This is a genomic window from Exiguobacterium sp. 17-1 (assembly GCF_023096305.1).
GTDB classification, from domain to species: domain Bacteria; phylum Bacillota; class Bacilli; order Exiguobacteriales; family Exiguobacteriaceae; genus Exiguobacterium_A; species Exiguobacterium_A sibiricum_A.
The window spans coordinates 97186-123941 of record NZ_JALIGJ010000005.1 but is presented as its reverse complement, the minus strand read 5'-3'; the positions used below and the strand labels follow the sequence as shown (position 1 = coordinate 123941).

Sequence of the window (26756 nt, the reverse complement as noted above, 5' to 3'; positions counted from 1 at the left end):
CATGGATCGTTTGGAGGAAAGGGGATTTTTTATTTGGCGTAAACCATCTGTCCGCCGAGATGACCGGTATAAGCGAGTAAACCGCTTCCGACGACAGCGACGAGCAGGCTCAACATGAGCATCGTTTTTTTGTTCGAACGGTAGCCAAGTAACAGGAGAACGAAAGCGATACCAAAGGCGACGAGGCTGAACAAAGCGAAATTTTCATGATTCGAGATGGCCGCGTGCGTCGCACTGCTGAGGTTGGTTTCTGCATATTCTTCTGCTCCGTCACCGGATAAGTAAGCGGCGACGCCGGACAACAGGCCGGCAAATAACGTGATGAGAACAAATAGTTTTAACTGGACCCATTTTAAACTAAACAGTAATAAGAGTGTTGCGAACAGTAAAAGAGCGATCGGTGCGTGAACGAGCAGGGGATGAAGTGGTACGCCACCTAACATAAGATAACCTCCTTGATAAGTAATAAGAACATACTGCTACTTTACCCGGGTTATCTGACAGTTAGCTGACGGGAATCAAGAAATTGGAAAAAGAATCATGAACTGTGTTCCTGTTTCGGATGTTGACTCAACAAAGATGGTAGCGCCGTGAGCATCGGCAATGGATTTGGCGATGGCGAGCCCGAGCCCGGTTCCGGTGCCATGACGGGAATGGTCACCACGGAAAAACCGCTCAAATATCTTATCGTGATTTTCGGATGGAATGCCGATTCCGTGATCGGCAATGGTCAGTTGAACATGGGTTGACGTTTGCTGCAGTTGAACTTCGATATCGTCATCACTGTAAGCAACGGCATTTTCTAAAAAAATCGTCAACAGACGGATCAATTGGTTTGGGTCTCCCTTGATCAACAGATGTGGTGTGACGGTTAAAGACAATGCCCGATCGACTAACGTATGTTTAAACCGTTCAGAAGTCTGCGTGACGAGTGTACTTAAATCGACGGGACGCATGGATCCGGGTTGACCTTCCCGAGCCAATAACAGTAAATCAGAGACTAAATACTGCATCGATGCCGTTTCTGCCTTCAAATCGGCTAAGATCGTTTTTCCTTCCGTGCTGAGCGGTTCGGTCTCGAGTAACTCGATTCCACTGTATAAAATCGTCAGCGGAGTCCTTAGTTCATGGGAAGCATCTGATGTAAACCGACGCTGCCGGTCAAAAGCTTGTTGGACCGGAACGACTGAACGACCGGCTAATACATAGCTGAGTCCCATCAAGACGAGGGTCGACAGAATCGTGATACCGGCTAACATGGCAATCAATCGTTGCAGTGTATCTTGTGTGGCGGAGATATCTTTCATCAGGAGAATCATTCCCTGTTCATCATTTTCCCGTTGATAAAGGAGATAATGCCGATCTTCGAGCTCGATTTTCGTGGTCTCCGCGTCCGATTTAATGAATCGTTGGATGGTCTTGTTCGATAAGTCGTCAGGAAGCGACTTATAGCGGATCGATCCGTCCGAATTCATGATTTGAAAATAGATTGGATTGCGGATTAGCCGGTCTTCTCCATGTTCAATCCGTTCAAACAGATCACGGTCGGAGACCGACTTTAATTGGTTCAGTTCCGTTTGATCGAGCAGCCGGGCTGTCGTAAAGTACACCCCGACTAAAATCAGAATCAACAACAGTAAAAACGTTCCACTGAACAGTAACGTCAACCGTTTTCGAATGGTTTCAAGCATGAGGACCTCCGAGCCGGTAACCGAATCCGCGGACGGTTTGAATCAAAGCCGGTGCACCGGCAGCATCGAGCTTTTTCCGGACGAGCCGGACGAGTGCATCGAGGGCATTATCGGTGATATCTGCTCCGATTCCCCAGACGACTTCAATGATCAGCTCTCGTCCCATGACCTGTTCGGGACGACGAAGCAACAGCGAGAGAAATTCGAATTCACGGCGCGTCAGCTCAAGTAACTGACCGGCATAAGAAATCGTTTGGGTCGTAATATCAAGTTCGAGTTCTTGATACGACACGATGGAGACAAATGCTTTTTTCTGACGCCGGCTCAGGGCGCGGAGGCGTGCTAACAGTTCGTTTGCCTGAAAGGGTTTCACGAGATAATCATCGGCGCCGCTGTCGAGTCCGTGTACCAAATCGATTTCCGTATCACGGGCTGTTAACATCAGGATCCCGCCTTCGAAGCGTTCCCCGCGCAATTCAGTCGCCACTTCAATCCCGCTTTTATGAGGCATCATCCAATCGAGAACGACTAAATCGTAACGAAAGGTTTGGCATTGTTCGATGGCTTCAAGACCGTCATGGGCAACGTCGACCTGATAGCCGGCACGTTCCAAATGGAGTCGCAACATTTTCGCAAGCCGCTTGTCATCCTCTGCAATCAAAATCCGCATCTTTGTTCCTCCCGTTTTGTTTTTTCTTATTATCCCACAGTTGTCATCAGCTAGTTGTCAGTTTTTATCGATACAGTAAAGATAACAGGAAACGAGAGGAGAGGAAAAATGTGAAGCCAAAACCGTTTGCAAAGTGGATTGTTGGTCTAAGCAGCAGTGTCTTTTTAGGTCTTGCCATCGGACAATTAAGTGTTGCTTCAAATGATCAGCCGGCGAACACGATCAATACAGGAGATTCTTATTCAAACGAGACGACGATTCCGAGTCAACCGTCTACAGGTGATGATGATGAATGGGGAGAGTCGGATGATGAAGGTGAACACTATTACGATGATGAGGATGAGGGATGGCAAAGTAACGATTCCTCTGGATTTAATCAACCGACTGGCGGAAGTGATGGGCAGTCCAGTCATTCGAAATAGGAGGTGAGACGAAATGGAGCGGAAATTATATTCGATGCATAATAGCATCCGTTTTATCACGAACCAAATGATTGAAGAGAAAGAATGGCAGGAAATCGAACAATTCTTCCAATATGTCGACCGGCAGTGGTCGCGGTTTCGTTCTTCAAGCGAAGTCAGTCAGTTGAATCAATTGTTGATCGGTCAGACGTTAACCGTGTCGTTGCCGCTTGCCCGCTTGTTGCAACGGGCGATTCGTTATTTTGAGCAGACCGAACATTACTTTTCGCCCTTCTTACTCGATCAGCAACGTGCAAACGGGTACGACCGATCATTTCCCTTCCGCCAGGCCGTTGAATCAGAAACGGTACTGCCGCCTGAAATCAGTCCGTTTTTAGTCGAAGGATGCGAAGTGACCCGGATTGGGGGAGGAACGATTGACTTAGGCGGAATCGGTAAAGGAGCGGCTGCGATGATGGTTGCCCAACGTTTACGGAAGAATCAGTCACGCGGGTTGATTGAGGCGGGCGGGGACGTCATCGTCTGGTCTGATGACGAGCCTTGGAAAATTGCCATCACGGATCCCGAGACGGAAACTGCAATCGCAGAAGTCCGGTTACGACAAGGGGCTGTCGCGACCTCGAGCCGGATGTATCGCTCCTGGAAAGTCGGCGGAAAAATAAATCATCATTTGTTAAGCGGCAAGACAGGGCGTCCAATTGAAAGCCGGTTCGTCCAAATCACGGCGTCCGCTCCACAACTCTATGAAGCAGAAGTGATGACGAAACTCGCGTTTCAGATGACAGAAGCCGAACGGCAGGACAAACTGTTCAAGTGGTTTCCGAACGGACGGCTGCTGTTGATGGATGAATCAGGAAAAATGGTCGCGGAAGAGAAGGGAGGGCAAGCCATATGGACTGGATGAAGTGGTTATTCTCAACATGGACGATGATTCGCTTGAGCGGACTGACCGGACATTTCTTTTTGACATTATCGGTGTTAGCCGGTCTACTCGGTTCATTCCCGGCATTGAAAAAACAAAAGGCCCGTCTGCATAATATTCATCTGTACAGTGGCTGGGCCGGTTTACTCGCGATTGTGCTGCATGCGACATTGATCATCGTCGATACGTATGCCCCTCTGAGTTTACTTGAAATCCTGATTCCGGGAACAGCATCGTATGAGCCGCTTTGGAACGCCTTTGGAACAATCAGTCTTTATCTGTTTGGTTTCGTCTTAGTCACTTCTGATTTCTTGAAAGAGACGCTCGGAAAAACGTTATGGAAATTAACGCACTGGCTTGTCCTGCCCGCCTGGCTTTTGATGACGCTCCACGGAATCTTCATCGGAACGGATACAGGAACACTCTTCACGACCATTTGGTACGCCTGTTCCACATTAACGCTGTTCACGCTGATTTTGTACCGGATGCAGGTTCGTCCAAAAACAGCAACACCTAAAAAGCAAGCATCCTCACTGGTGAAATGAGGATGCTTGCTTTTTAATGTTGTTTTAACCACATTGTCCAGGCCTGGAAGGCAGCTTCCCGATTTTCGATATAGTTGTGGTCACTGTCCACAATGATTTGTTCAAAGGCACTGGCATCCTGAAGTAAGTCATGATGAAGCGATTTGATGGACGTTTCATCCCGTTCTGACGTGACCAGCAGGGCTGAACGTGTATCGAGTTGTTCTTTCAGTGACAACAGATTCCACTTCGCATGATGTTGTTTTAATTCGTCTAGCAACGTGTCGCCATCCGTATGCGACAGGAACTTGGCCCCACGACTCAACACACCCTGTAACGCTTCTTCGTGTTCCGGATAATCGAGTACAAGTTGACCGATCAAACCGAAGTTGAATGGAGAAATGCCGATGTAATGGGCAATGTCCGGAACATCGACGAACGCATGAAGTCCGGCAAAGCCGCCCATACTGTGGCCGACGATTGAAATTTGATCGGCTGAGATGTCGTGTGCTTGCGTAAAGGCGGGAGAAACGACATGTTGCATGATGGCAGTCGCATCTTCAAGGACATGTTGGAAACGGAATGCTCCCGGACTGCCAATCGTTCCGCGGTAAGACGTCACAAGGACGTGGAAGCCGAGATCTTGTAATTGAACAGCCCAGTCCATGTTCAATTGTTTCCCGGGGAATCCGTGAAACAGGACGATGAGTGGGGCAGGAGCGGTGAGTGCAGGAGAGTAGAGACGGCAAAATAAAGACTCGTCTCCACCGCTCGGGAGTTCGAGTAATGATAAGTTGGCTTTTTTAGTGATGGTTTCCATGACATCCACTCCTTCAGAAAAAGTTGTATCTGCCATTTAGTTTGATGCAAATCGATGAACAAGGCAATGATTAAGTCTATGAATTAAATGAAAGCACAAAAAAGACGGAACGCAGGACTCGATGTAAAATCGAGTTCCGCCTTCCGTCAGATGGTGTTTACCTTTAGAACACTTTTGTCGTCCACGATTCACAATTCCATAAATCCGTTGCGACGGCTTCATAAAATTCAGGTTCATGTGAGATCAACAGAACTGTTCCTTTATATTCCTGTAACGCACGCTTGAGCTCTTCTTTTGCTTCGACGTCCAAGTGATTGGTCGGCTCATCGAGAACCAGAATGTTGGATTCCGTATTCATCAATTTACAAAGGCGGACTTTCGCCTTTTCCCCACCACTGAGGACTTCGATTTTCGATTCGATGTGTTTTGTCATCAGACCACATTTCGCGAGCATCGCCCGAACCTGTTGCTGTGTCAGAGAAGGGAACGTACCCCAGATCTCTTCAATACACGTGTTCGAATTTTTTTCTTTAATTTCCTGTTCGAAGTAGCCGATGTGAAGATTTTCCCCGCGTTCGACTGTACCGGAAACCGAAGGAATCTCACCAAGCAGACTTTTGAGTAACGTCGACTTCCCGATACCATTTGCCCCGTGTAAGGCGATTTTTTGACCGCGCTCAATCATCAAGTCAAGCGGACGGGAAAGTGGCTCATCGTATCCGATGACAAGTCCTTTCGCTTCAAACATCAACTTACTTGGTGTCCGGGCTGTCTGGAAATGAAACTCAGGTTTCGGACGTTCCTGCGCGAGTTCGATGACATCCATCTTATCGAGTTTCTTCTGACGGGACATCGCCATGTTACGTGTCGAGACACGGGCCTTATTTCGGGCGACGAAGTCTTTCAGCTCGGAAATTTCCTGCTGTTGACGTTTAAAGGCTGACTCATGTTGCTTCTTCTTCGCCTCATGGACAGTCAAGAAATTGTCGTAATCACCGACGTAACGATTGAGTCCTTGGTTTTCCATATGGTAAATCAAGTTGATGACACTGTTCAAGAATGGAATGTCGTGTGAAATCAAAATGAACGCATTTTCATAATCATTGAGGTAACGTTTCAACCATTCGATGTGCTGGACATCAAGATAGTTGGTCGGCTCATCGAGTAACAGGATGTCTGGTTTTTCAAGCAATAGTTTCGCGAGCAGGATTTTTGTCCGCTGACCGCCGCTGAGTTCCTGGACATCACGATCGAGACCGATCTCATCAAGACCTAGACCGCGTGCAATTTCTTCGACTTTCGCATCAATCGTATAAAAATCATTGTTCGTCAAGATGTCTTGTAAGACTCCGACTTCTTCTAACATTTTTTCGAGTTCGTCTGGTTCGACTTCGCCCATTTTTGTATACAAATCATTGATCTCCTGCTCGATGTCGAACAAGTATTGGAACGCTCCTTTTAAGGCATCACGAATCGTGAGTCCTTTGGAAAGAACAGCATGCTGATCCAGGTAGCCGACGCGGACATGTTTCGCCCATTCGACTTTACCTTCGTCTGGTTCGAGCTGTGAAGTAATGATGTTCATGAACGTCGATTTACCCTCACCGTTTGCTCCGACGAGACCGATGTGTTCCCCTTTTAACAGACGAAACGAGACATCTTCGAAAATCGCACGATCGCCAAAACCATGGCTTAAGTTTGATACCGTTAAAATACTCATAGTTACTCCCTTATTTCACGAATTCAATTAGACGCCTGTCCGTTTTTTCTGGTTGTTCGTTTTTTTCGTTTTTTGGCTTGTCATTTGTTTTGTTTCTGTTCCGCGCAAACCGGTCGGACGTTTTGTCTGTGACTGTTTTTTTGCTTTTAATTGTTCAATCATTGCTTCTTGAAGAGACAATTTTTTTGGCTGTTCGCTCATGTGTGTTCACCTCGATTAATTCGTTCTTATCCTCTAGTATGCCAAAAAAAACGTGTCTTGAAAACGAACTATACTTAATTCTTTCATTAAATGATTTCTTCACCTAAATAAATCACGTAACAATTTCGGTCTAAATCGACTTCACAACTATCTCTTTCGAATACGCCGTGATCGGGTACGCTCAGTTTATCCTTAACCAAAAAGCGCATGGCCTGGATATGATTCGGGACGGTCACCGTCTTGATGACCGGATGTGAAGCACTTTCTTGGAAGCGTCGGAATTCGAGATGAATTTGGTGCGGCGGATAAACACGGTCCGCCGGATCACGGGGGGAGGCTTCGACATGATCGACGATTAACTGGTCGTATTCACCATCCATTTCATTGGAGCGCAACTCATACAAGTGACCTTCGATGATATGAAATTCGCAGAGTTGATGCGCAATGATTTCATCCGGTTCAATGGCAAAGCGGCTGTATTGATAGATGGATTTGAATTCATTTTGATCTTCGACATAATAGGCGAGTGACATTTGATTTCCTCCTCAAGTCTTCTTCGTTATTCTACTGGCCTTAACAAAAAAAGTTCCGGAACGACTTAGAAACTTTTTTGGTGGAAAAAGCGTATACTTAGAATAACAAATTGTGACGAAAGGGGTATGCGATGTGAGTTGGATGAAGCAGGCGACACTTGCAGCTACGTTGTTGATCGGAACGACGCTCAGCGGATGTGGATCGGACAATGCAAAGGCGGAACGTCCGGATGATCCGGATTGTGATGATTATGAATATGATAATGATGAGGGTGTTTGGTATTGTGATGATTCAAGCTCGACGCACTCCGGGTTCTTTTACTGGGGAGGAAGTTACTTTGCTTCGCGCGCCTTGATGCATAGTGCAATGCGAACGAAAGGATACACACCCCGATCAAAGGATGTCAAAAGTTATAATAGCAAGACAAAAGGATTTGGGACGGGATCATCGTCCGGCTTCTTCGGCGGATGAGGACGCGACAGGAATTGTACGGGGACATCGACGCTTTTTGGGATGTACTGGATGGCGAAATTTACGCCTTGGCGGAAGTAATGCCCGTTTCGAAAGAGACCATTCAAGCATTGCGGACAGCGGCACGAGAAGCGTATACCATCTTTGAAAAAGTGATTCCGATTCTTTGGACGATGGATGACGACGGATTGATTGAACTCGGTTTTCCGAAGGCATCTTTACCGTTTTTACGGTTACAGACGATGCGTCCTTTATCAGTCATCAGCCGCTTTGATTTCATTGTCACAGACAAACGGATATCGGTCATGGAATGGAACGCGGATACGCCGACGTTTATTAAGGAATCGTTTGAAGTCAACGACCGGATTGCGCGAAAAGTGGGTTTTGGGCCATTTAATGACGGACAAGCGAAACAGTTGGCGGACAGCGTGGATCGTGCGGTGAAGGCGGCAAGCCATCGGATCCGTCACGATCAGCCGCACGTCGTCTTCACTTCACATGGAGACAACATCGAAGACCGGTGGACGACAGAGTATCTGCAACAATTTGTTGCCGGTGCTACATACTGTCCTCTTGACGAACTGGAGATACGGGCAGAAGATGGATTGTATGACCAACAGGGACGGCGAATCGACATTCTGTACCGGCAGACGTTTCCGATTGAGATGGCATTACTCGATCGCGATGAAGACGGAAAAGAACTGGGACGCTTGTTGCTTCAGCTCGTCGAGATGGGGTTGCTTGAAATCATCAATCCACCGTCCGCCTTCCTGATGCAGGCAAAGTCGGTCTTGGCATTGATTTGGCTTTTACATGAAACAGACCATCCTTATTTGACCGAGCACGATCATGAGGTCATTGCTCAGTACTTCTTGCCGACCTATTTGAGTCCGGAGCCGTTTTTACGTCAGAATCAAGCTTTCGTCGAAAAACCGATCTTTGGACGAGAAGGGGATACGGTCACTGTCCATCAAGGGGACGGGAATGTCCTGTTCAGCAACGAACAACGTTCATTCAGCAATCAGTCGGCCGTGTATCAACGTTATCAGGAATTACCGATGTGGTCATTAGAAAATGAAACAGAAGTCGCATATATGTTTGGTGTGTTTGTTCTTGGCGGGCGACCAAGTGCTGTCGGGGTGCGGGCAGGTGAACGGATCACGGGGAATCGATCTTATTTCTTACCGATCGGACAACGTGAAAATCAAGAGGAGGATGGATGATGAAAGCAGCTATTTTAGGAGCAACCGGTTTAGTGGGGCAAGAACTGGTCGATCAACTATTGGCGCATGATGAGTATCAAGAAGTACATGTTCTCGTACGTCGTCCGATGAATCGATTTCATCAAAAACTCGAAGAATGGGTGATTGATTTTGATCATGTGACGGAAATCGAATTACCGGAAGTGGATCATGTTTACTGTGCACTAGGGACAACGATTAAACAGGCCGGATCGCAAGAAGCGTTTCGTCTCGTAGATTACACATATCCAATCGAGGTGGGACGAGAATTGCTTGATCTGGGGGCCACTCGATTTGCTCTGATTTCAGCACTCGGCGCCCACCCGAACGCGAAAACATTTTATAACCGTGTCAAAGGGGATGCGGAAAATGGATTACGTGTACTCGGTTACGATGCCTTACTTATTTTCCGACCTTCATTATTATTAGGCGAACGGGATGAATTCCGGTTCGGCGAACAGGCGGCGGCCCGGGTATCGACCGTGTTGCGTCCATTGTTGCGACGCAGCCCGTACGCACCGATTGAAGCGGCGAAGGTCGCACAGGCGATGATTCACCATACGTTGCATGAACCGCCGGGAGTAACGATTGTTGAATCAAAAGAGATGCAGACATGAGTGAGCGGATTTTTCGTATCACTCTTTTTTTGTGTCCAGAAATTAATATTTGACTCATCAAATGATTTACGGTTGAATGATATAGTGCTGTCTCATAAACAAAAAAAGAAGTGAGACAATTCAGGCAAAACAGTGTATTTGCGTTCAATTGGTTCGTTCATGCTTATCGTTTGGGGAAAGCGGGAAAAAGATTGGACAATGTGCACATATCGAAGGTAGACGAAAGGAGCCGTTCATATGGCAGAGTTTGATCGCGATCAGGTCTACAAGACTGTTCCGCAAAAAGGATTCTTCGGAAATCCAAAAGGACTGTTCACGTTATTCTTTACTGAGTTTTGGGAGCGATTCTCCTACTACGGGATGCGTGCCATCCTCATCTTCTACATGTATGATTCAGTTGCTAACGGTGGTCTTGGAATCGACAAGCCGACTGCTGCATCAATCATGGCAGTATACGGTTCACTCGTTTACATGTCCGGTATCATCGGTGGTTGGGTCGCTGACCGACTGCTCGGTACTTCCCGGACCGTTTTCTATGGTGGAGTGCTTATCATGCTCGGACATATCGTCCTTGCGTTACCGGCCGGAATCACGGCATTGTTTATCTCAATGGGATTGATCGTCATCGGAACAGGATTCTTGAAACCAAACGTTTCGAATATCGTCGGTGATCTGTACAGCAAAACGGATAACCGCCGTGACGCTGGATTCAGTATCTTCTACATGGGAATCAATGCCGGTGCCTTCCTGGCCCCGTTGATTGTTGGTAAAGTGTCGGACTCAGCAGGATATCACGCTGGTTTTGCACTCGCTGCAATCGGAATGTTCTTAGGTCTGATCGTCTTCGTCTTGACGAAGAAAAAGAACTTGGGACAAGCGGGAACATATGTCTTGAACCCGCTTGTAGGAAATGAACGGAAACGATTCTTTACGATCGCAGCCGTTGTCGTTATCGTGCTTGCAGTTCTTGGAACGATTGCATCAATGACAGGATTATTGACAATCAGCCGCTTCACGCTTATGGTCACGTTCCTCGGAATCTTGATTCCGATTGCTTACTTCACCTTCATGTTGCGGAGTCCAAAAATTACGGATGATGAACGGTCGCGTCTGCTTGCGTATATTCCGCTCTTCATTGCGGCGGCAGTATTCTGGGCGATTCAAGAACAGGGTTCATATGTTCTTTCGATTTTTGCAGATGAACGGACAAATCTTTCGTTCCTCGGCTTTGGTCTGGAACCGGCCTTCTTCCAGTCCCTGAACCCACTGTTTATCATCGTCTTGGCACCTGTATTTGCAAGCTTTTGGGTGAAACTCGGTGATCGTCAACCAACAACAATGCAGAAGTTTTCGTTTGGTTTAGTATTTGCCGGATTGTCATTTATCGTCATGATGTTACCGGGCTTGTTGTTCGGAACGGATACGACGGTCAGTCCGCTTTGGCTTGCGCTCAGCTTCTTCCTCGTTGTTATCGGTGAGTTGTTCTTATCACCGGTCGGATTATCGGCAACGACGAAATTGGCACCGGCTGCCTTCTCGGCACAGACGATGAGTTTGTGGTTCTTGACGAATGCGACCGGACAAGCCGTCAATGCTCAAATCGTAAAATATTACGGAGCAGATACCGAAGTGGCATACTTCGGAATTACAGGACTTGTTGCCATCATTCTTGGGGTTATCCTGTTCGCTTTCGCACCAAAACTTCAAAAATATATGCGGGGTATTCGTTAAGAAGATGCCACGAAAAAAGACAGCCGGCTTGGATGCATACATTCCAAGATCAGCTGTCTTTTTTTAATCATTCGTTCGGATATGACGCAGTGATTCAGCAAGCAAGGCGACGAGTGTTCCAAGGACAAGACCGTTCGACATCAATGTCGTGACGAGTGGAGGTAAATCAGAAGTGGCGCCTTTCGGAAGAAGCAGGGCACCGATTCCGACGAGAACCGGCAATCCGACTGTAATCATCGCAGTCTGCCGGTTTAACTCCCTGGAAGCTTCCGTGACCCCGATAATCGCCATCCCGGCAACGATCGGAGCAACCATCGCGTATCCGACAGCGACCGGAATCTTGGCAATCAGTCCGACGAATGGAGTGACGACGCTGAGGAACAGGCAAATGACGTTAGCGATCGCAAAGGCTTTCCGGTCCGTATTGTCCGTCGAAGCGATGAAGCCGGCTGTTCCAGAAATTGCAACGGGACCAACCGTTCCGAACATCCCCGCGAAAATTTGCCCGATTCCGGCTGTGACGCCGGCTGTCGCGACTTGTCCCTTCACTTGTTCACCACGTTTCGCACTGATGATACGTTCAATGACTTTGATGTTCGCCAAGACGTTTGTCATCAGCAGCAACGAGATGATCAGGGCTGTCGGGAGCAGGCTCCAGTCGAGCTGAATGCCGCCAAACGGCATCAAATCAGGGAAGGTGAAGAATGGACCGTCGAATGTCGGCATTTCGGCACGACCAATCAAAGCAAACATGCTCCAACCGATGAGCAACGTAATCAATAAGGCATACTGACGCAACCGATCGCTCCGTTCTAAATAAAGTGAGATGATGACGGTTAAGACAGAAATAACGGCAGGAAGCACCTGAATCTTTCCGTCTTCGATATTGAGCAACCCTTTCATGACCGAACCGGATAACTGAGCCGATAACAGCAACATATAAACACCGATGACTTGTGGTGTGAACAGGGGCACGAGTCGGCGTAGTACCCCGGTCAAGGTAAGAATGATACAGATGATCCCACTTAAGATGAGAAGAAAACCAAGCGACTGTAACGTGTTTGAGTAACTGCCGTACAAGGTGATCCCGATAGAAGAGTAAAGCGCGAACACGCCCCACCAAATACCGGCAGGACCTTCCATGATTGGCAGACGGTGACCGAATAACACTTGAATAAGACTTAAAATCGCAAAAACGAATAAACAACGGGATAAAAAGGCGAGGGTATCTGCACTTGATAGTTCAAATGAGGCGGCAATCGCGAGTGGCGGGGCAATGTTAGTACAAATAATAAACAAAAACCACTGAATCGTGGAGACAACAGTACGTGGCAAAACAAATGATTCCCCTTTCGAATAACGGATGCTTTTTTAATCTTAAACCAAATATTGAAAAAGAGATAGATACGCTTACATTAACTGAAAATTCAAAACAATGCTTTCATATGTGATTTTGCACACTACATTGGGTATCATAAAAGAGGAGGGATGAACATGAAAAGATGGTTAAAACGAATAAGTGTCAGTTTGCTGATTCTAGTGGGTATCTTAGTTGCAGCATTCATGATTTGGGCTCAATTTGATTACAATCCAACAAAGGAAGCAAAACAGTATCTCGGTGAACCGGTCGGACAAGGTTATCAATTCGGAGACGACACGAGTGACACAGGCTTCATTTTTTATCAAGGGGCAAAAGTGAATCCAGGCGCCTACAGTTATCTCGGTCATCAATTAGCGAAAGAAGGATATTACGTCGCCTTGCCGAAACTGCCGTTTAATATTGCGCTGCTTGACTCTAAAAAGGGATTATCGATCATCGAAGAGCATCCAAAAATCAAGCAGTGGTATTTAATTGGTCACTCGTTAGGCGGAAGTGCAGCTTCAACAATTTTGGAAGACAGTCCAAAAATCAAAGGTATGATTTTCTTAGCCTCATATCCAATCGATGCAATCGCCATCCCGTCGCTAACCGTCTACGGTGGACGGGACGGCGTTTTACCAGTCGAGGATATTGAGGACAGCAAACAGAATGTCCGTTCCGATGCGGTATTTCATTTGATCAAAGATGGAAATCATGCAAACTTCGGAATGTATGGAAAACAAAAAGGCGACAACGAAAGTCCATTGACACCAAAAGAACAACAGGATGAAACGTTGAAGGTGATCCAGGAATTCGTATCGGCACAGTAAAAAAAGACCCGCTCTTCTGTCAGACCGGACAGGGGAGCGGGTTTGATGTTGCTTGAAATATCGTGTTTCCGTCACGGTTACGTTAATCTTCGAGAGACCTCGTCAAGCGTCGGTAAGGCGACCATCGCGCCTTTAACCGAGGCGGCTAACCCTCCGGAAATCGCAGCAAATCGACCGATGTCCTGTAATTCTTCTTCATCCCAGTCGAACGAAAACGAGCGGATGGCACATTGATGCAGAAGACCGGACATGAAGGCGTCACCTGCTCCCGTCGTATCAATCGCATCAACAGAAATCGCTTGAATCTCTGCCATCGAACGGTCGGTATAAATGAGAGAACCTTCTGCCCCACGTGTTACAGCCAGCAAACGAATCGGATATTCTGCGAGCAGCTCGGCAGCTCCTTCATCCAGATTCGTCTGTCCTGTTAAAAAGGTCAGTTCTTCCTCCGCCAGTTTCACGATTTGAGCATCCGGTAAGACGGAACGAATCGTTGAACGAGCGGCATCTAAATCAGACCACAACGACTCGCGTAAATTCGGGTCGTAAGAGATGGGTACGTCATGCGCTTTCGCAACTTCAATCGCCCGTCGGGTCGCTTCGACCGCATCTCCGGAAATTAATGAGATCGATCCGATGTGCAAGAGGTCCGCGTCTGCGAGTGAAGCTGGAATATCTTTTTCATGAAAACTCATATCCGCACGATAGCTGTTAATGAACTCAAATGACCGTTCACCATTCGCTGCGTTTGTGACGAGGACAAGACCGGTTTTATGCGTTGGATCAAAAACGATATGATCTGTTTTAACGCCATAATGATGCAACGTATCTTTAAGGAAGTGTCCCATTGAATCATCGCCGACAGATCCTAAAAAATAACTGTCTGCTCCAAGACGCGCCAGACCGACGGCTACATTTGCCGGTGCGCCACCGGGATTTTTTTGGAACGTTACATTATCGGCATCGAGTGGAATTAAATCGATCAGTGCTTCTCCGAGACTATAAATTTTCATGCGAATTACTCCTTTCGAAATCGGGGCGGATTCGTTCCACATGAAGGGCCATATAGCCGACTTCCGACAGAGGAACGGTTGTCTGTAATTCTTGTTCCAGCCAGTCTGCCATGTTTTCCGCACAACGGAAGGCATCCGTATAACGGGTTTGAACGGCGGATAAGATGACATCATCCATATCATGTAACGTTTGTCCTTGTTCGATCCGGGCTAAGACGAGTTTCATATGGGTGAAGAACCGGTAATAGGTCATCGATGTTGTTTCAATCGTCTGACCAAAAAAGACTTCAATTTGTTCACGCAACTCATTTAGTAACGTAGCCGTCTGCAGGGCTGTTGCCATGTTGGGATGCCGTTGCCGTGCATTGTACAGGTGAAGGGCGATGTTCGCAGCTTCTTCTTTCGGTAATGAAACGGTCAACTTTTGTTCGATATGGGCGACTGCCCATTCCCCAATCTGATATTCCGCTGTATACAGTAACCGGATTTCTTCCGCCAACCGATTGTGGACGACCAGTTGTTCCCGGGCAAGTCGGACCGCGTGGGCGAGGTGATCGGTCAGACTGACATGAATGTAGTCATGAAAAGGTGTTTTCAGTTCGCCTTCTGCATAAGAAATGATCTGCTCCGATAAATCGATGATATCGAGTGGAGTCGTCGTCAGGATTTCCTTGAACTGTTCGGCATTCTCAAAAGACGGGATGAACATTTTTTCGATTTTCGTCGGATCAACGGGATCCTTCTTTTTCTTACCAAAAGCAATGCCCGGTCCCATAATGATCCGTTCCTGACCTTGTTCTTTTGTGACGATGGCGTTGTTGTTGAGTACTTTATGAATAATCAGTCTGACTACCTCCTTTCTACTTACATTATACGGGTTATCGTCGATCTAGGAAAACTGACAAATGCGACCCGAAGAGGATTCTCAAGGGGTCGCATCTTTTAATTAAGCAGCCAAGTCCGTCTGCTTTTGTTTTCGTGCATCGAGACGCATCAAGACGACCGTTGCGACAAAAGCCGTTGCGACAGCAATCGCAAAACCAACAAGATAGTTGATCAAGTTGGAAGCACCGAGCGGCGCAACGATGGCAATCATCGGAATTCCCGTCAATCCGTAAGCGTTCGCTGCGACTTGTGTCAAGACGACGTATCCGCCGCCGATCGCGCCGCCAATCGCTCCTCCGATAAATGGTTTACCGAGTCGAAGATTCACCCCGTAGATGACCGGTTCCGTAATTCCGAGGAAAGCAGAGAAGGCAGATGGGAGAGCGAGTGCTTTGAGTTTAACGTTTTTCGTCATGAAGTAAACGGCAAGACCTGCTCCGCCCTGGGCGACGTTCGCCATCGACCAGATCGGGAGCAAGAAGTTTTTACCGATACTCTTGTCGGCAAGGAGTCCTGCTTCAATCGCATGGAAGCTGTGGTGCATCCCCGTAATGACGATTGTCGAGTACAGACCGCCGAACAGGAGACCGGCGACGACCGAGAATTGCTCATAGAAGAAGACGAGGACAAATGAGATTCCTTTACCGAGCAACGTTCCGATCGGACCGATGACGATCAGCGCGAGGAATCCAGTCACGAGAATCGTCACGAACGGTGTGACGAGGAGATCCAGTGTTTCCGGTGTCCGTTTGCGGACTTGTTGTTCGATTTTAGCCATGACCCAAACCGTCAGGAGGACCGGGAAGACCGTTCCTTGATAGCCGATCAATTCAATGTTCATCCCAAGGAAATGCATCACTTCCGGTTCACTGTTTCCGAGTGTCCACGGATTTAACAATGACGGATGGGTCATGATGCCACCGATGACGGCACCGAGGTACGGATTGGCGCCGAACTCGCGTGCTGCTGAGAAACCGATCAAGATCGGTAAGATGATGAAGGCAGAGGACGAGAACATATCGAGCAACTGGACGATGGGTGAATCGCCGCTGACCCAGCCGAATGCCTTGATCATTCCGAGCAGTCCCATTAACAGACCGGCAGCAACGATGGCCGGAATCAGTGGTACGAACACGTTGGACAGGGAACGTGCGAGACGGGCAAAGGGATTCAGTTTTTGAGAAGCTGCTTTTTTGACATCGAGCGGTTCTTCTCCGTCGAGCTTCACACCAGCGAGTGGTGCGAATTCAGCAAAAACTTTATTAACCGTTCCCGTTCCGAAGATAATTTGGTACTGACCAGAACTTGAGAAGGCACCGCTGACACCATCCAAATCTTCGAGTGCCGCTTGATTGACTTTGGATTCATCGTGTAAAACGAGACGCAGGCGCGTCGCACAATGGGCGGCTGTGATGATGTTTTCCCGGCCTCCGACGAGTTCGAGAACACGTGTTGCGGTTTGTTTGTAATCCATCTTGGTTTCCTCCTTTAGGAAAGGCGTGCGATGGCAACAAGTCACAAAAAAAGGCAAGACCGAACAACACCTTCACGAACGAGGTGTTGAATCGGTCTTGCCAGCCGTACTGTCACAATCCGCACTATTTACTTGTTGCCCTCATCATAATGAGAAAAGAAAGCGTTGTCAACAGTTAAATCGGTTCTTTTTGAATGGAAATATCAACCTCGACGCCAAAGTGATCGGAGACGACCGGTGCCAAGACACCGTCAAACACGACACCAACACGATCGACATCAATTTTTCGGTTCGATAAGACAAGGTCGAGACGCAAGCCGTGTTGATTTTCTTCCCAACCATCAATTTTTCCTTCGACCGTCTCGACACCGACGGTTTCCTGTGCCAACAAAAAGACGTCGTGAAGTCCGCGTTGCACCATGTAGTCATAACCTGTTCCGCGTTCTAAAGCATCATTGTTGAAGTCGCCGAGGAACAGTGTCCATTCGAGTGGATCCATCCGTGCAATCAAGTGATTAAATTGTTCACTGAACGGTTCCTCCGCATCTTCCCACCATCCGAGATGACAGGAGTTGAACGTGATGTGTGTTCCATTGACATCAATCGTCGCCCGGACGATTTTTCGGGATTTCCAGTCCATCGTATCCTGACTCCGGCTGATGTAATAGGAATCAGATTTGATGATCGGATGTTTGGTCAAGAGAGCAAGACCTTCTTCGTAGGCATCATACCCGATATGCGAAAAATCCCAGACGAACGAATAGTCGAGACCTTGTTTACGCAATGCTTGTTGAATCAAGTAGACAAAATTATCTTCACGGATATTGTCATAGAGGATCGGTGTATCCATCAGCTGACTCACTTCCTGTAAAGCGATTACATCATAATCCTGCTGGATGATGTGCGTGACGATTTGATTTAATTTATCAAGTTGTTGTTCTTCCTGCCATGAGTGGCAATTTAACGTAAGTAGTCGCATCTGCTGTTCCTCCTGATTTTCAATAAAGAAAGGTGAAACTCATGATGAGCTTCACCTTTTCTTATTTACCCTAATCCATTTGGTTTATGCGCCGATTCGATCTTGGATATCTGATTTCAAGACATCCGCTTTAGGACCGTAAATGGCTTGCACGCCATTATTTTTTAGGATTAATCCAAGTGCACCATTGGATTTCCAATCAGATTCCGGTGCGACAAGACTTGGATCTTTAACCGTGACGCGTAAACGTGTCATACAAGCATCGACTTCTTCGATGTTCGCTTGACCACCAAGTAACCCGATGATTTTTGATGCTTGTGATTGATCGGTTGTTGCAGCCGCTTCGTTCGTAGCTTGAGCATTGTCTGAAACGACGACATCATCCAAGTAGTTTCCGTTACGGCCCGGTGTGGCATAATTGAACTTTTTAATAACAAAACGGAATGTAAAGAAGTTCAAGAAGAAGAAGAAGACACATACACCGATGAAGCGGATTAAGTCACCGATCAGTCCCGCTTTTGCAATCAGCGGAATCCGTGTCAGCAATTCAATGGCTCCGAACGCATGGATCCGGAGATGCATGATGTCAGCTAGCGCAAAGGCAACACCTGTTAAGACAGCGTAGACGACGTAAAGGACAGGCGCGATGAACATGAACATGAATTCGATCGGCTCTGTAACACCCGTTAAGAAAACAGCGAGACCAGCAGATAAGAAGACCGGTTTATACGCTTTCTTTTTGTCTTCATCAACCGACATGTACATGGCAACAGCGACACCGATTAAAGAAGCCAGGGAAGTGACGACTTGTCCTTCTTTGAAACGTGCCGGGACGACGCTGTTGATTAAATCGTTGTACCCTTGTGTGTTACCTGCTTGTTTTAAGTTGACGAGATCGGTAATCCAAGCGAGCCATAATGGATCTTGACCTGCGACAGTTGAACCTTGCGCCGCACCCGTTAAGATTTTATACGTTCCACCGAGTTCCGTATAGTTCATCGGAACCGTCAACATGTGGTGAAGACCAAACGGTAAGAGCAGACGTTCCAGTGTTCCGTAAACAAATGGAGCAAGGATTGGTGCCGTATCGCGTGACGTCGCGATCCAGCGTCCGAAGTCATTCAGCAATCCTTGAACGAACGGCCAAACGAGTGATAAAACGAACGCGGCAACAACGGATCCACCGATGACGACGAATGGTACAAACCGTTTACCGTTAAAGAACGCAAGTGCATCAGGCAACTTGCTGAAGTTATAAAATTTGTTGAAGAGTACGGCTCCAAGGAAACCGGAAATGATTCCGACGAATACGCCCATGTTGAGCGCCGGAGCACCAAGGACAGAAGTGAAATAATCTTTCACGATTAAATCAGAACCAAGTAAAGATGTGACGGTTGCTTTTGGATCAGCAAGCATCGTCGAATTGACACCAAAGATGGCACCGGTAACACGGTTGACTAAAATAAATGCAAGTAAGGCTGCAAATGCTCCGCCGGCCCGTTCTTTTGCCCACGATCCACCGATCGCAACAGCGAACAAGACATGGAGGTTAGTAATAATGGCCCAACCTAAATCTTCAACGATTCTTGCAACCGTTTGCATAAACACGATGTCACCACCGTACATTCCGATCAACTTCCCGATCGAGATCATGATTCCGGCAGCTGGCATGACTGCGATGACTACCATTAACGCTTTTCCTAGCTTTTGCCAGAAATCAAATGAAATTTTGTTTTTCATGTGGTCTCACTCCTCTATGTATCTGTTATCTGTGTAATTAGTGCAAAAAATGTAAGCGATTAATGCAACCGCTTGCACTTAAAATTGTAAGCGATAACTTTTTAAAAAGCTAGTTCTTTTTTATGATTTTTTTGAAATTATATTTTAGTTAGTAAATAGTATGAAGAGAAGAAGTGTTGAAAAGTGAAATTCGGGAATAAATTAACAGGATTAAAGGTAGAAAGTCATGTGCTTAGAAAAGGAGATTACATCATGAGTGAAACGATAAGTCCTCTCGAAAATTATGGAGAGCGGATTCGTACATTACGTGAACGGCAAGAAATCAATCAGGAGCAATTGGCTGAACTGACAGAGACGACACCCGAAATGATGGAACGGATTGAGCAGAGTATCGCACACCCTTCATTTTCGATGATTGAACGTTTGGCAAAAGCACTTAACGTCCCATATGAACATTTAGTGCGGCATATTTGGCCTGCTCAAATCATCCGGCTTCACGAAGAAGGGGCAAAAATCATTGATTTACCGTCCAGTTGATCGCGTTAAAAATCCTCCACTGCCTAAGGCAATGGAGGATTTTTCGAGTCTTAGCGATTGTCGATCGTTTCAGGATATAAATCATGATTAAAGAGACGGTGTTCGGCCATCTGTTCATATTTCGTATCCGGTTTACCGTAGTTGTAGTAAGGATCAATCGAAATTCCACCGCGTGGCGTGAATTTCCCCCAAACTTCGAGGTAACGGGGTTCCATCAGTTTGACGAGATCCTTTCCGATGACATTGATGCAGTTTTCATGGAAATCTCCGTGATTACGGAAGCTGAACAGATAAAGTTTTAGTGATTTTGATTCGACCAGCTTCTCATCCGGAATGTAAGAAATATAAATGGTCGCAAAATCCGGTTGATTCGTAATCGGGCAGAGGCTCGTAAATTCAGGTGCATTAAACTTTACGAAGTAGTCGTTTTCTGGGTGACGGTTCGGGAAGGCTTCAAGCACTTCCGGTTGATATTCAAAAATATAAGGGACAGACTTTTGACCAAGTAAGGACAAATCGTTTAAATCTTCTGGACGCATAATTAATCTCCTTAAACGCCGCGGTCGTTTGCGAAAACGAGGGCATGTAGTTGTGGAAGAACCCGTGCATGATTAAATCGTTCGTCAGTTGCAACGCGTTCCCATAAAGTTTTTAAGTCGGATAACATCCGCGGTGCAATCGTACCTTCTTCCGCAGGATCAGGATTACCGAGTGATAGATATAAGGTTTTTAAGGCGTAACGTTCTGAAATGGCAGCAGCAAAGTCAAGATCCGCTTCGTCAAAAATGACGATTTTAACGGCCCGTTGCTGTTCAGGCAACCGTTTGAAAAAGACATCAAGCCGGTCATAATCAACCGTCATCCCACTCGACGGTGGTTTCGGACTGATCGTGACGTCTTCGATATCGAGCACCCAGTTTTGCCAGTAAGAACCTTGTGTTTCGACCGACATCGTGATGCCACGGCTCTTCAATGCGTCGACGAGCGTTCCAATCGACGCATGTAACAACGGGTTACCGCCGGAAATCGTGACATGACCATATGAACCGAGGGCATCGAGTTGCGTCAGGATTTCTTCTGCTGTCAGTAAATCCGGTTTTTCCGATCCGTCCCAAGTAAAGGCCGAGTCACACCAGGCACAGGAATAGTCACAGCCACCAGTCCGGACGAACATCGTTTTTTGACCGATCGAACGTCCTTCACCTTGGAAGGTCGGACCAAAGATTTCAAGAACAGGAATCTTCGGTGTTTTCTTCAATTGACTCATGATTCAAGCATCCATTCCCGGCGGACTTCTGCAAAAGCAGTCGGTGTTTCGTACAGTTTGACGAACTCTACACGGAGACCGCGTTCATCGGGCAGGTGTTTACCGAGTGTTTCAAAAATCCACGCTGACATGTTTTCAGCGGTCGTGTTCATGTAAGGAAGAGACTCATTCAAGTAACGGTGATCGAGCAATGGTTCGAGGTGCTCTTTGAAAATTTTCTTCAAATCACCAAAGTCGAGTGTCATCCCGCGGTGGTCAAGGAATCCGCTGATGCCGAGATCGACGTGATACGTATGACCGTGGAGGGCGCGACACTTGCCGTCATAGTCATACAGGTGATGGGCTGCATCAAATGTCAGTTTTTTAACAATCATGACACGTGATTTTGTATAAATAAGCGAGTCGCCGGTCGGGCGCTCGACGGTTTCGGGTGCTTCATAGTTGAATTTCATGTGTGTTGGACCTCCTCGATGTAGGCAGCTAAGCCTTTTTTCCGTAATTCGCAAGCCGGGCAATCGCCGCAGCCGTCTCCGATGATTCCGTTGTAACACGTCAATGTCCGTTCGCGGACAAACTCAAACGCGCCGAGTGAATCAGCTAATGCCCATGTCTCTTTTTTGTCGAGCCACATGAGCGGAGTATGAATCACGAATGGATAGTCCATCGCGAGGTTAAGCGTCACGTTCAGTGACTTGATGAAGGAATCACGACAGTCGGGATAACCGGAAAAGTCTGTTTCGCATACACCGGTAATGATATGGCGGATGCCACGTCCTTTAGCGAGTACGGCTGCGAAAGACAGGAACAGGTGGTTTCGACCATCTACAAAGGTAGAGGGAAGCCCATCTTCATTCGTCGTGATTGATTGTGAGTGGTCAGTCAAGGAATTGCTCGTCAATTGACTGAGGAGTGAGAGATCGAGCTCGTGATGTTTCACACCGAGTTCGGATGCGATTTCGCGAGCGACATCGAGTTCTGCGGCATGACGTTGCCCATAGTTGAAGGTAACGACTTCAACTTCTGAATAATCGGCGAGTGCCTGAAACAGGCAGGTCGTCGAATCTTGACCGCCACTGAAGACGACAAGAGCACGTTCATTTTTCATAGTGTACACTTCCATTCCTAGTTTTTGTGACGGAGGAGGTTACGAACTCCGGAGACACAGTCTCAACTATTCACACTAGCAGAAGGCGACACAAAAGTCGACTGACAATCGAGGATTTCGCAAGACAAAAAAGCACCCTTGAACGAAAGAACGTCCAAGGGTGAAAAAATCATAATGGGTAATGATAATAGCGTTCTTTGACGAGCAAATCACGGATGTTCGAGTCTTCTGAGATGACTTTCATCAAACCGCCTGTTTGCGAGGCATGTGCTTGAAGGGCTGCAATTTTTTGATCGGTATACGCACTGACATCATGGATGAACGTTCCTTCACCGAGTTCGTCACGTGTATTGTTAGCGAAGGCAACCGCTAAAAATTCAGGACGCTGACTTTCGTCGATCGCACGAAGCGCCCGGACGACGGCACGTGCTGTTGCTTCGTGATCCGGATGGACGGCATATCCCGGATAAAATGAAATCACCCGTGTCGGTTGCGTTTTCGTAATCAATTGTCCAATCCGTTCAGCAAGCATCGCTTCATCTTCGAATTCGACTGTTTTGTCGCGAAGTCCCCACATTTGTAAATCGGAAATCTTCATTTTTTCAGATGCGGCAATCAGTTCACGTTTGCGGATTGTTGCGAGCTCCTCGCGGTTCGTAAAGACAGGACGACCCATGTTGCGTCCCATTTCACCGAGTGTCAGGCAGGCATACGTGACAGGTCCGCGGTTTTCTGCATGTTCGATAATCGTTCCAGCCGAGCTGAACGCTTCATCATCCGGGTGAGGGAAGATGACGAGTAGATGATCTTGTTCGTTGTAAGCCATCATTCTACCTCCTCTGCGCCTTGCGCGAATGGAGTCGGACTGAGCTCGAAGGCAATCGCAAGACGTCCTTCAATGTCGTGTCCGGCAATCAACAGTTGATCGCCTGCAAATTCATAATCGGTTAAACCTTCACCGTACAACCAACCGTGGGCAAGTTTCAGTCCGATCCGGTACGGACCGTTTCCAGTAATCAGACCACGTTCGAACGTAATCTCGGCATTGCGGAAAAACATGCCGGCACTGTGGAACGTCGGATCCTGGTGTGTCGCGTACGCACCGTTCGTCGTTTCGACGTGGACGTAAAGTGGTGTATTGGCATACTTGTCGATATAGTTTTGTACAGCTGTTAAATCAAGTGCTTGCATGATGAATCCCCTTTCCTATACAGAAAGAAGTCCGCGATCAGTGCGCGGACTTCTTGAGCGATTAAGACGTTACTGTTCGGTGAGCAGCGTGGTCAGTCGGACCGACATATTCATTCAAGCGGAATGAATGACGAATCGCCGAAGTGATAAACGATTTCGCTGTACGGACCGCTTGCTCCACGGAAGCTCCTTTTGCGAGTTCAGCCGTGATTGCAGCAGAGTAGGTGCATCCTGCTCCGTGCGTATACGGTGTCTCAATACGCTCGTCCTCAATTAGGATAAACTCTTTTCCGTCATAAAGCACGTCAACTGCTCGTGGGTGGTCAATCTTGCTGCCACCTTTAACAAGAACGTATTGAGCACCTTTTTCATGAATCCGTGCAGCTGCCAGCTTCATTTCATCGATTGTCGAAGGTGTTTTTCCAAGACCGGACAATTGACCTGCTTCAAAGACATTAGGGGTCACGACCGTTGCGAGCGGTGTCAGGACATCGCGTAAAGCGTTCGCTGTATCGGGATTCAGAACTTCATCTTCACCTTTACAAACCATGACGGGATCGATGACGACATTTTTGACACCGGATGACTTGATTTTTTCAGCAACGACTTCAATGATTTCGACAGTCGGGAGCATACCCGTCTTCATCGCATCTACACCAATTCCTCCAAGGACCGTATGGATTTGTGTCCGGACGAGTTCTGCATCGATCGGGTAAACCGCATGGTGCCAAGAATGATCGGGATCTTGAGCGACGATGACCGTCAATGCGTTCATTCCATAGACTTCAAGTTCCTGGAACGTTTTTAAATCAGCTTGAATACCAGCGCCGCCACTCGTGTCAGAACCGGCAATCGTTAAAGCTTTACGTTTTGTCATGTGGAATTCCTCCTAAATAAAATAAGCATATCTTCTTGCCATCAATCATAGCGAATTCTAGTCCAAGCGACAACTGCAGGGGCTTAATTGAGAGAGAAAAACCCCACCTAGCCGACTAGATGGGGAATGAAATCATTTAATGAAAAGGAAATCTAAAATGTAGTAGATGAGCGCCGCCACTGCCATTGAAATCGGCAATGTGATGACCCATGTAATCAACATCCGTTGTGCTGTTCCCCATTTAACACCTTTTTTCCGGTGTGATGTACCTACACCGAGAATGGCAGAAGAAATAACGTGTGTCGTTGAAACCGGTAAGTGAATCGCTGTCGCACCAAAGATGATGGCAGCAGACGTCAAGTCAGCCGCAACCCCGTTGACCGGACGGATTTTCATAATCTGTCCACCAACCGTCTTGATGATCCGCCATCCACCGACGGATGTTCCGAGACCCATTGCGACCGCACACGATAGTTTAACCCAAAGTGCGACTTCGTGATCGGTTTGGAAACCAGATGAAATAAGGGCGAGCGTGATGATACCCATCGCTTTTTGTGCATCATTCGTTCCGTGTGTGTACGATTGAAGAGCTGCTGTTGCGATTTGCATATGACGGAAACGACGATTCGTCTTCGCCAAGTTTCCTTTTTTGAAAACTACTTTAAAGATGCCGTAAACGATAAATCCAAGAGTGAAGGCAAGAATCGGTGAAATGATCAGTGCCTGAACGATTTTTAAAATTCCTTTTGCTTCGATTCCGCCAAAGCCGACAGATGCGATAGCCGCACCGGCGATTGAACCGATCAATGTGTGCGAAGAACTAGACGGAATACCGAAATACCACGTCAAGAGGTTCCAGGCGATAGCAGAAAGTAAAGCAGCAATGACGACATAACTTCCGTGCTCAAGCGTCGAAGGATCGACGATATCACTGGAAATTGTTTTAGCGACGCCAGTAAACGTGATTGCACCTAAAAAATTCATCGTCGCGGCAAGAATGATGGCGTGACGTGGTTTCAAAGCACGAGTCGACACCGAAGTCGCAATCGAGTTCGCTGTATCGTGGAAACCATTAATGAAGTCGAAGCTAAGTGCGAGAATGACGATTATGGCGGTGATGATAAAAAGACTATCCATCTCGTTAGCTCCTCACTTATGCGTTTTTCATGATGATCGTTTCAATGACGTTTGCTGCATCTTGGCAGTAATCGGCGATTGACTCGAGCGACTCATAAATTTCTTTGTATTGAATGATTTTGATTGGATCTGTTTCTGTTGCGAACAATGCTTTGATTGATTTACGACGCAAGTTATCGCAGATCGTTTCCTGTTCTTTTACTTTGATAACGTGTTCACGCATCGGTTGGAGTTTACGTGCGACTAACAAATCCATAGATAAAGCGAGCTCATTAACGGCAATGTGGATCTCATCCACAAAACGAATCATATGCTCGTCTGCTTTTACGATATTGTAAATTTCGAAAATAGCTGAACATTCTTCAAAACCATCGAGGACATCGTCAAGTGAGTTAGCAAGCGCTAATAAATCTTCCCGGTCGATTGGTGTAATGAACGCGTTGTTCAAATCGATGATCAGTTGATGCATCAGATCGTCACCAGCTGTTTCAAAATCTTTTACTTTATGGGCGAATTCTTTGACATCGGCAATACCATTGATTTTAAAGTCGACGAAAAATTGTGACGTTCGTTGCAGGTGTCCTGCAATCTCAGATAATTTAACCGCGAATGGATCTTGTTTTTTACTGAACATTTCTTCTGCCTCCATATTAAGAACAAGAATAGAATAGTGAAGTGACTTCACGAGTTCGATTGTATCAGACGCTATTGTAAAAGAATACAACTATGTCCCGTCTTTACGAAATCTTAATAAATCTTAATACTAAGGGGATTGTTGAATTAATAAAGAATTAAAA

The 26756-nt window shown here is 46.9% G+C and carries 31 protein-coding genes; 9 read left to right on the top strand and 22 right to left on the bottom strand.

The annotated features are described in order from the left end of the window. Nucleotides 1–29: 29 nt before the first annotated feature. From MUN34_RS13300 to MUN34_RS13290, 3 genes are all read right to left on the bottom strand, one after another. A complete protein-coding gene (locus MUN34_RS13300) occupies nt 30–443 on the bottom strand; it encodes a DUF2231 domain-containing protein (RefSeq protein WP_026827129.1) in 414 nt (137 codons plus the stop codon). 75 nt (nt 444–518) lie between these two features. Further along, nucleotides 519–1691, bottom strand: coding sequence for a sensor histidine kinase (locus tag MUN34_RS13295; RefSeq protein ID WP_247858039.1), 1173 nt, complete (start codon nt 1689–1691; stop codon nt 519–521). Next, nucleotides 1684–2361, bottom strand: a complete 678-nt coding sequence (locus tag MUN34_RS13290; protein WP_026827131.1) for a response regulator transcription factor — start codon at nt 2359–2361, stop codon at nt 1684–1686. The genes MUN34_RS13295 and MUN34_RS13290 overlap by 8 nt, the downstream gene beginning before the upstream one ends. Nucleotides 2362–2471: 110 nt before the next feature. Here MUN34_RS13290 and MUN34_RS13285 point away from each other — a divergent pair, with 110 nt between their 5' ends. Genes MUN34_RS13285 through MUN34_RS13275 form a run of 3 tightly spaced genes read left to right on the top strand, consistent with a single transcriptional unit; the run spans nt 2472 to nt 4250 of the window. After that, nucleotides 2472–2783 carry a hypothetical protein gene (locus tag MUN34_RS13285; protein ID WP_247858038.1) on the top strand — a complete coding sequence of 104 codons (312 nt, stop codon included), beginning with the start codon at nt 2472–2474 and terminating at the stop codon, nt 2781–2783. A gap of 13 nt (nt 2784–2796) precedes the next feature. Beyond that, a complete protein-coding gene (locus tag MUN34_RS13280) occupies nt 2797–3687 on the top strand; it encodes an FAD:protein FMN transferase (protein ID WP_026827133.1) in 891 nt (296 codons plus the stop codon). Continuing rightward, complete coding sequence (locus MUN34_RS13275; RefSeq protein ID WP_026827134.1) at nt 3675–4250, top strand: ferric reductase-like transmembrane domain-containing protein; 576 nt, start codon at nt 3675–3677, stop codon at nt 4248–4250. Before MUN34_RS13280 ends, MUN34_RS13275 begins: the two co-directional genes overlap by 13 nt. 13 nt (nt 4251–4263) lie before the next feature. Here the strand turns inward: MUN34_RS13275 and MUN34_RS13270 are convergent, their stop codons facing one another. The 4 genes from MUN34_RS13270 to MUN34_RS13255 form a co-directional block, all read right to left on the bottom strand. Then, complete coding sequence (locus MUN34_RS13270; protein ID WP_247858037.1) at nt 4264–5049, bottom strand: alpha/beta hydrolase family protein; 786 nt, start codon at nt 5047–5049, stop codon at nt 4264–4266. Between the two features lie 163 nt (nt 5050–5212). Next, the gene (locus tag MUN34_RS13265) at nt 5213–6769 is read right to left on the bottom strand and encodes an ABC-F family ATP-binding cassette domain-containing protein (RefSeq protein WP_012371786.1); all 1557 of its coding nucleotides are present in this window, start codon (nt 6767–6769) and stop codon (nt 5213–5215) included. Nucleotides 6770–6796: 27 nt separating this feature from the next. Beyond that, a complete protein-coding gene (locus MUN34_RS13260) occupies nt 6797–6970 on the bottom strand; it encodes a hypothetical protein (protein ID WP_012371785.1) in 174 nt (57 codons plus the stop codon). Nucleotides 6971–7056: 86 nt separating this feature from the next. Then, a complete protein-coding gene (locus tag MUN34_RS13255; protein WP_026827136.1) occupies nt 7057–7503 on the bottom strand; it encodes a hypothetical protein in 447 nt (148 codons plus the stop codon). 142 nt (nt 7504–7645) lie between these two features. Here MUN34_RS13255 and MUN34_RS13250 point away from each other — a divergent pair, with 142 nt between their 5' ends. From MUN34_RS13250 to MUN34_RS13235, 4 genes are all read left to right on the top strand, one after another. After that, nucleotides 7646–7975, top strand: coding sequence for a hypothetical protein (locus MUN34_RS13250; RefSeq protein ID WP_026827137.1), 330 nt, complete (start codon nt 7646–7648; stop codon nt 7973–7975). Between the two features lie 14 nt (nt 7976–7989). After that, entirely contained in the window at nt 7990–9198 is a 1209-nt protein-coding gene (locus MUN34_RS13245; protein ID WP_247858036.1) for a glutathionylspermidine synthase family protein, read from the top strand. Next, nucleotides 9198–9833, top strand: a complete 636-nt coding sequence (locus MUN34_RS13240; protein WP_034769584.1) for an NAD(P)H-binding protein — start codon at nt 9198–9200, stop codon at nt 9831–9833. Before MUN34_RS13245 ends, MUN34_RS13240 begins: the two co-directional genes overlap by 1 nt. Nucleotides 9834–10070: 237 nt before the next feature. After that, nucleotides 10071–11564: a peptide MFS transporter gene (locus MUN34_RS13235; protein WP_247858035.1), complete on the top strand. Its 1494-nt coding sequence runs from the start codon at nt 10071–10073 to the stop codon at nt 11562–11564. A gap of 63 nt (nt 11565–11627) precedes the next feature. On the opposite strand, the gene MUN34_RS13230 is transcribed toward MUN34_RS13235, so the two are convergent. Beyond that, on the bottom strand, nt 11628–12899 hold the full coding sequence (locus MUN34_RS13230; protein WP_026827141.1) for a purine/pyrimidine permease: 1272 nt from the start codon (nt 12897–12899) through the stop codon (nt 11628–11630). A gap of 159 nt (nt 12900–13058) precedes the next feature. On the opposite strand from MUN34_RS13230, the gene MUN34_RS13225 reads away from it, so the two are divergent. Then, nucleotides 13059–13754 carry an alpha/beta hydrolase gene (locus MUN34_RS13225; protein WP_247858034.1) on the top strand — a complete coding sequence of 232 codons (696 nt, stop codon included), beginning with the start codon at nt 13059–13061 and terminating at the stop codon, nt 13752–13754. A gap of 77 nt (nt 13755–13831) precedes the next feature. On the opposite strand, the gene MUN34_RS13220 is transcribed toward MUN34_RS13225, so the two are convergent. The 5 genes from MUN34_RS13220 to MUN34_RS13200 form a co-directional block, all read right to left on the bottom strand. Next, nucleotides 13832–14767, bottom strand: coding sequence for a carbohydrate kinase family protein (locus MUN34_RS13220; RefSeq protein ID WP_026827143.1), 936 nt, complete (start codon nt 14765–14767; stop codon nt 13832–13834). Further along, complete coding sequence (locus MUN34_RS13215) at nt 14754–15605, bottom strand: PRD domain-containing protein (protein ID WP_348772919.1); 852 nt, start codon at nt 15603–15605, stop codon at nt 14754–14756. The genes MUN34_RS13220 and MUN34_RS13215 overlap by 14 nt, the downstream gene beginning before the upstream one ends. A gap of 108 nt (nt 15606–15713) precedes the next feature. Continuing rightward, the gene (locus MUN34_RS13210) at nt 15714–17126 is read right to left on the bottom strand and encodes a sucrose-specific PTS transporter subunit IIBC (RefSeq protein ID WP_247858033.1); all 1413 of its coding nucleotides are present in this window, start codon (nt 17124–17126) and stop codon (nt 15714–15716) included. 175 nt (nt 17127–17301) lie between these two features. Next, the gene (locus MUN34_RS13205; protein ID WP_026827146.1) at nt 17302–18105 is read right to left on the bottom strand and encodes an endonuclease/exonuclease/phosphatase family protein; all 804 of its coding nucleotides are present in this window, start codon (nt 18103–18105) and stop codon (nt 17302–17304) included. A gap of 84 nt (nt 18106–18189) precedes the next feature. Beyond that, nucleotides 18190–19845 carry a PTS transporter subunit IIBC gene (locus MUN34_RS13200; RefSeq protein ID WP_026827147.1) on the bottom strand — a complete coding sequence of 552 codons (1656 nt, stop codon included), beginning with the start codon at nt 19843–19845 and terminating at the stop codon, nt 18190–18192. Between the two features lie 252 nt (nt 19846–20097). Between MUN34_RS13200 and MUN34_RS13195 the strand changes: the two genes are divergently transcribed. Further along, nucleotides 20098–20382: a helix-turn-helix domain-containing protein gene (locus tag MUN34_RS13195; protein ID WP_026827148.1), complete on the top strand. Its 285-nt coding sequence runs from the start codon at nt 20098–20100 to the stop codon at nt 20380–20382. A 50-nt stretch (nt 20383–20432) separates the two neighbouring features. Here MUN34_RS13195 and queF read toward each other — a convergent pair whose 3' ends face one another. From queF to MUN34_RS13150, 9 genes are all read right to left on the bottom strand, one after another. Further along, nucleotides 20433–20921 carry a preQ(1) synthase gene (gene queF / locus MUN34_RS13190; protein ID WP_014971619.1) on the bottom strand — a complete coding sequence of 163 codons (489 nt, stop codon included), beginning with the start codon at nt 20919–20921 and terminating at the stop codon, nt 20433–20435. 11 nt (nt 20922–20932) lie between these two features. Next, nucleotides 20933–21649, bottom strand: coding sequence for a 7-carboxy-7-deazaguanine synthase QueE (gene queE / locus MUN34_RS13185; protein WP_034769591.1), 717 nt, complete (start codon nt 21647–21649; stop codon nt 20933–20935). Further along, complete coding sequence (queD, locus tag MUN34_RS13180; protein ID WP_012371768.1) at nt 21646–22101, bottom strand: 6-carboxytetrahydropterin synthase QueD; 456 nt, start codon at nt 22099–22101, stop codon at nt 21646–21648. Before queD ends, queE begins: the two co-directional genes overlap by 4 nt. After that, entirely contained in the window at nt 22098–22754 is a 657-nt protein-coding gene (gene queC / locus MUN34_RS13175; RefSeq protein ID WP_247858032.1) for a 7-cyano-7-deazaguanine synthase QueC, read from the bottom strand. The genes queD and queC overlap by 4 nt, the downstream gene beginning before the upstream one ends. A 169-nt stretch (nt 22755–22923) precedes the next feature. After that, on the bottom strand, nt 22924–23580 hold the full coding sequence (bshB2, locus tag MUN34_RS13170) for a bacillithiol biosynthesis deacetylase BshB2 (protein WP_026827151.1): 657 nt from the start codon (nt 23578–23580) through the stop codon (nt 22924–22926). Further along, nucleotides 23580–23945, bottom strand: coding sequence for a YojF family protein (locus MUN34_RS13165; RefSeq protein WP_247858031.1), 366 nt, complete (start codon nt 23943–23945; stop codon nt 23580–23582). Before MUN34_RS13165 ends, bshB2 begins: the two co-directional genes overlap by 1 nt. A 61-nt stretch (nt 23946–24006) precedes the next feature. After that, nucleotides 24007–24822 carry a bifunctional hydroxymethylpyrimidine kinase/phosphomethylpyrimidine kinase gene (locus tag MUN34_RS13160; protein ID WP_026827153.1) on the bottom strand — a complete coding sequence of 272 codons (816 nt, stop codon included), beginning with the start codon at nt 24820–24822 and terminating at the stop codon, nt 24007–24009. Between the two features lie 132 nt (nt 24823–24954). Further along, complete coding sequence (locus MUN34_RS13155; protein ID WP_026827154.1) at nt 24955–25959, bottom strand: inorganic phosphate transporter; 1005 nt, start codon at nt 25957–25959, stop codon at nt 24955–24957. Nucleotides 25960–25975: 16 nt separating this feature from the next. Beyond that, the gene (locus MUN34_RS13150; RefSeq protein WP_026827155.1) at nt 25976–26593 is read right to left on the bottom strand and encodes a DUF47 domain-containing protein; all 618 of its coding nucleotides are present in this window, start codon (nt 26591–26593) and stop codon (nt 25976–25978) included. Between the last annotated feature and the right edge of the window lie 163 nt (nt 26594–26756).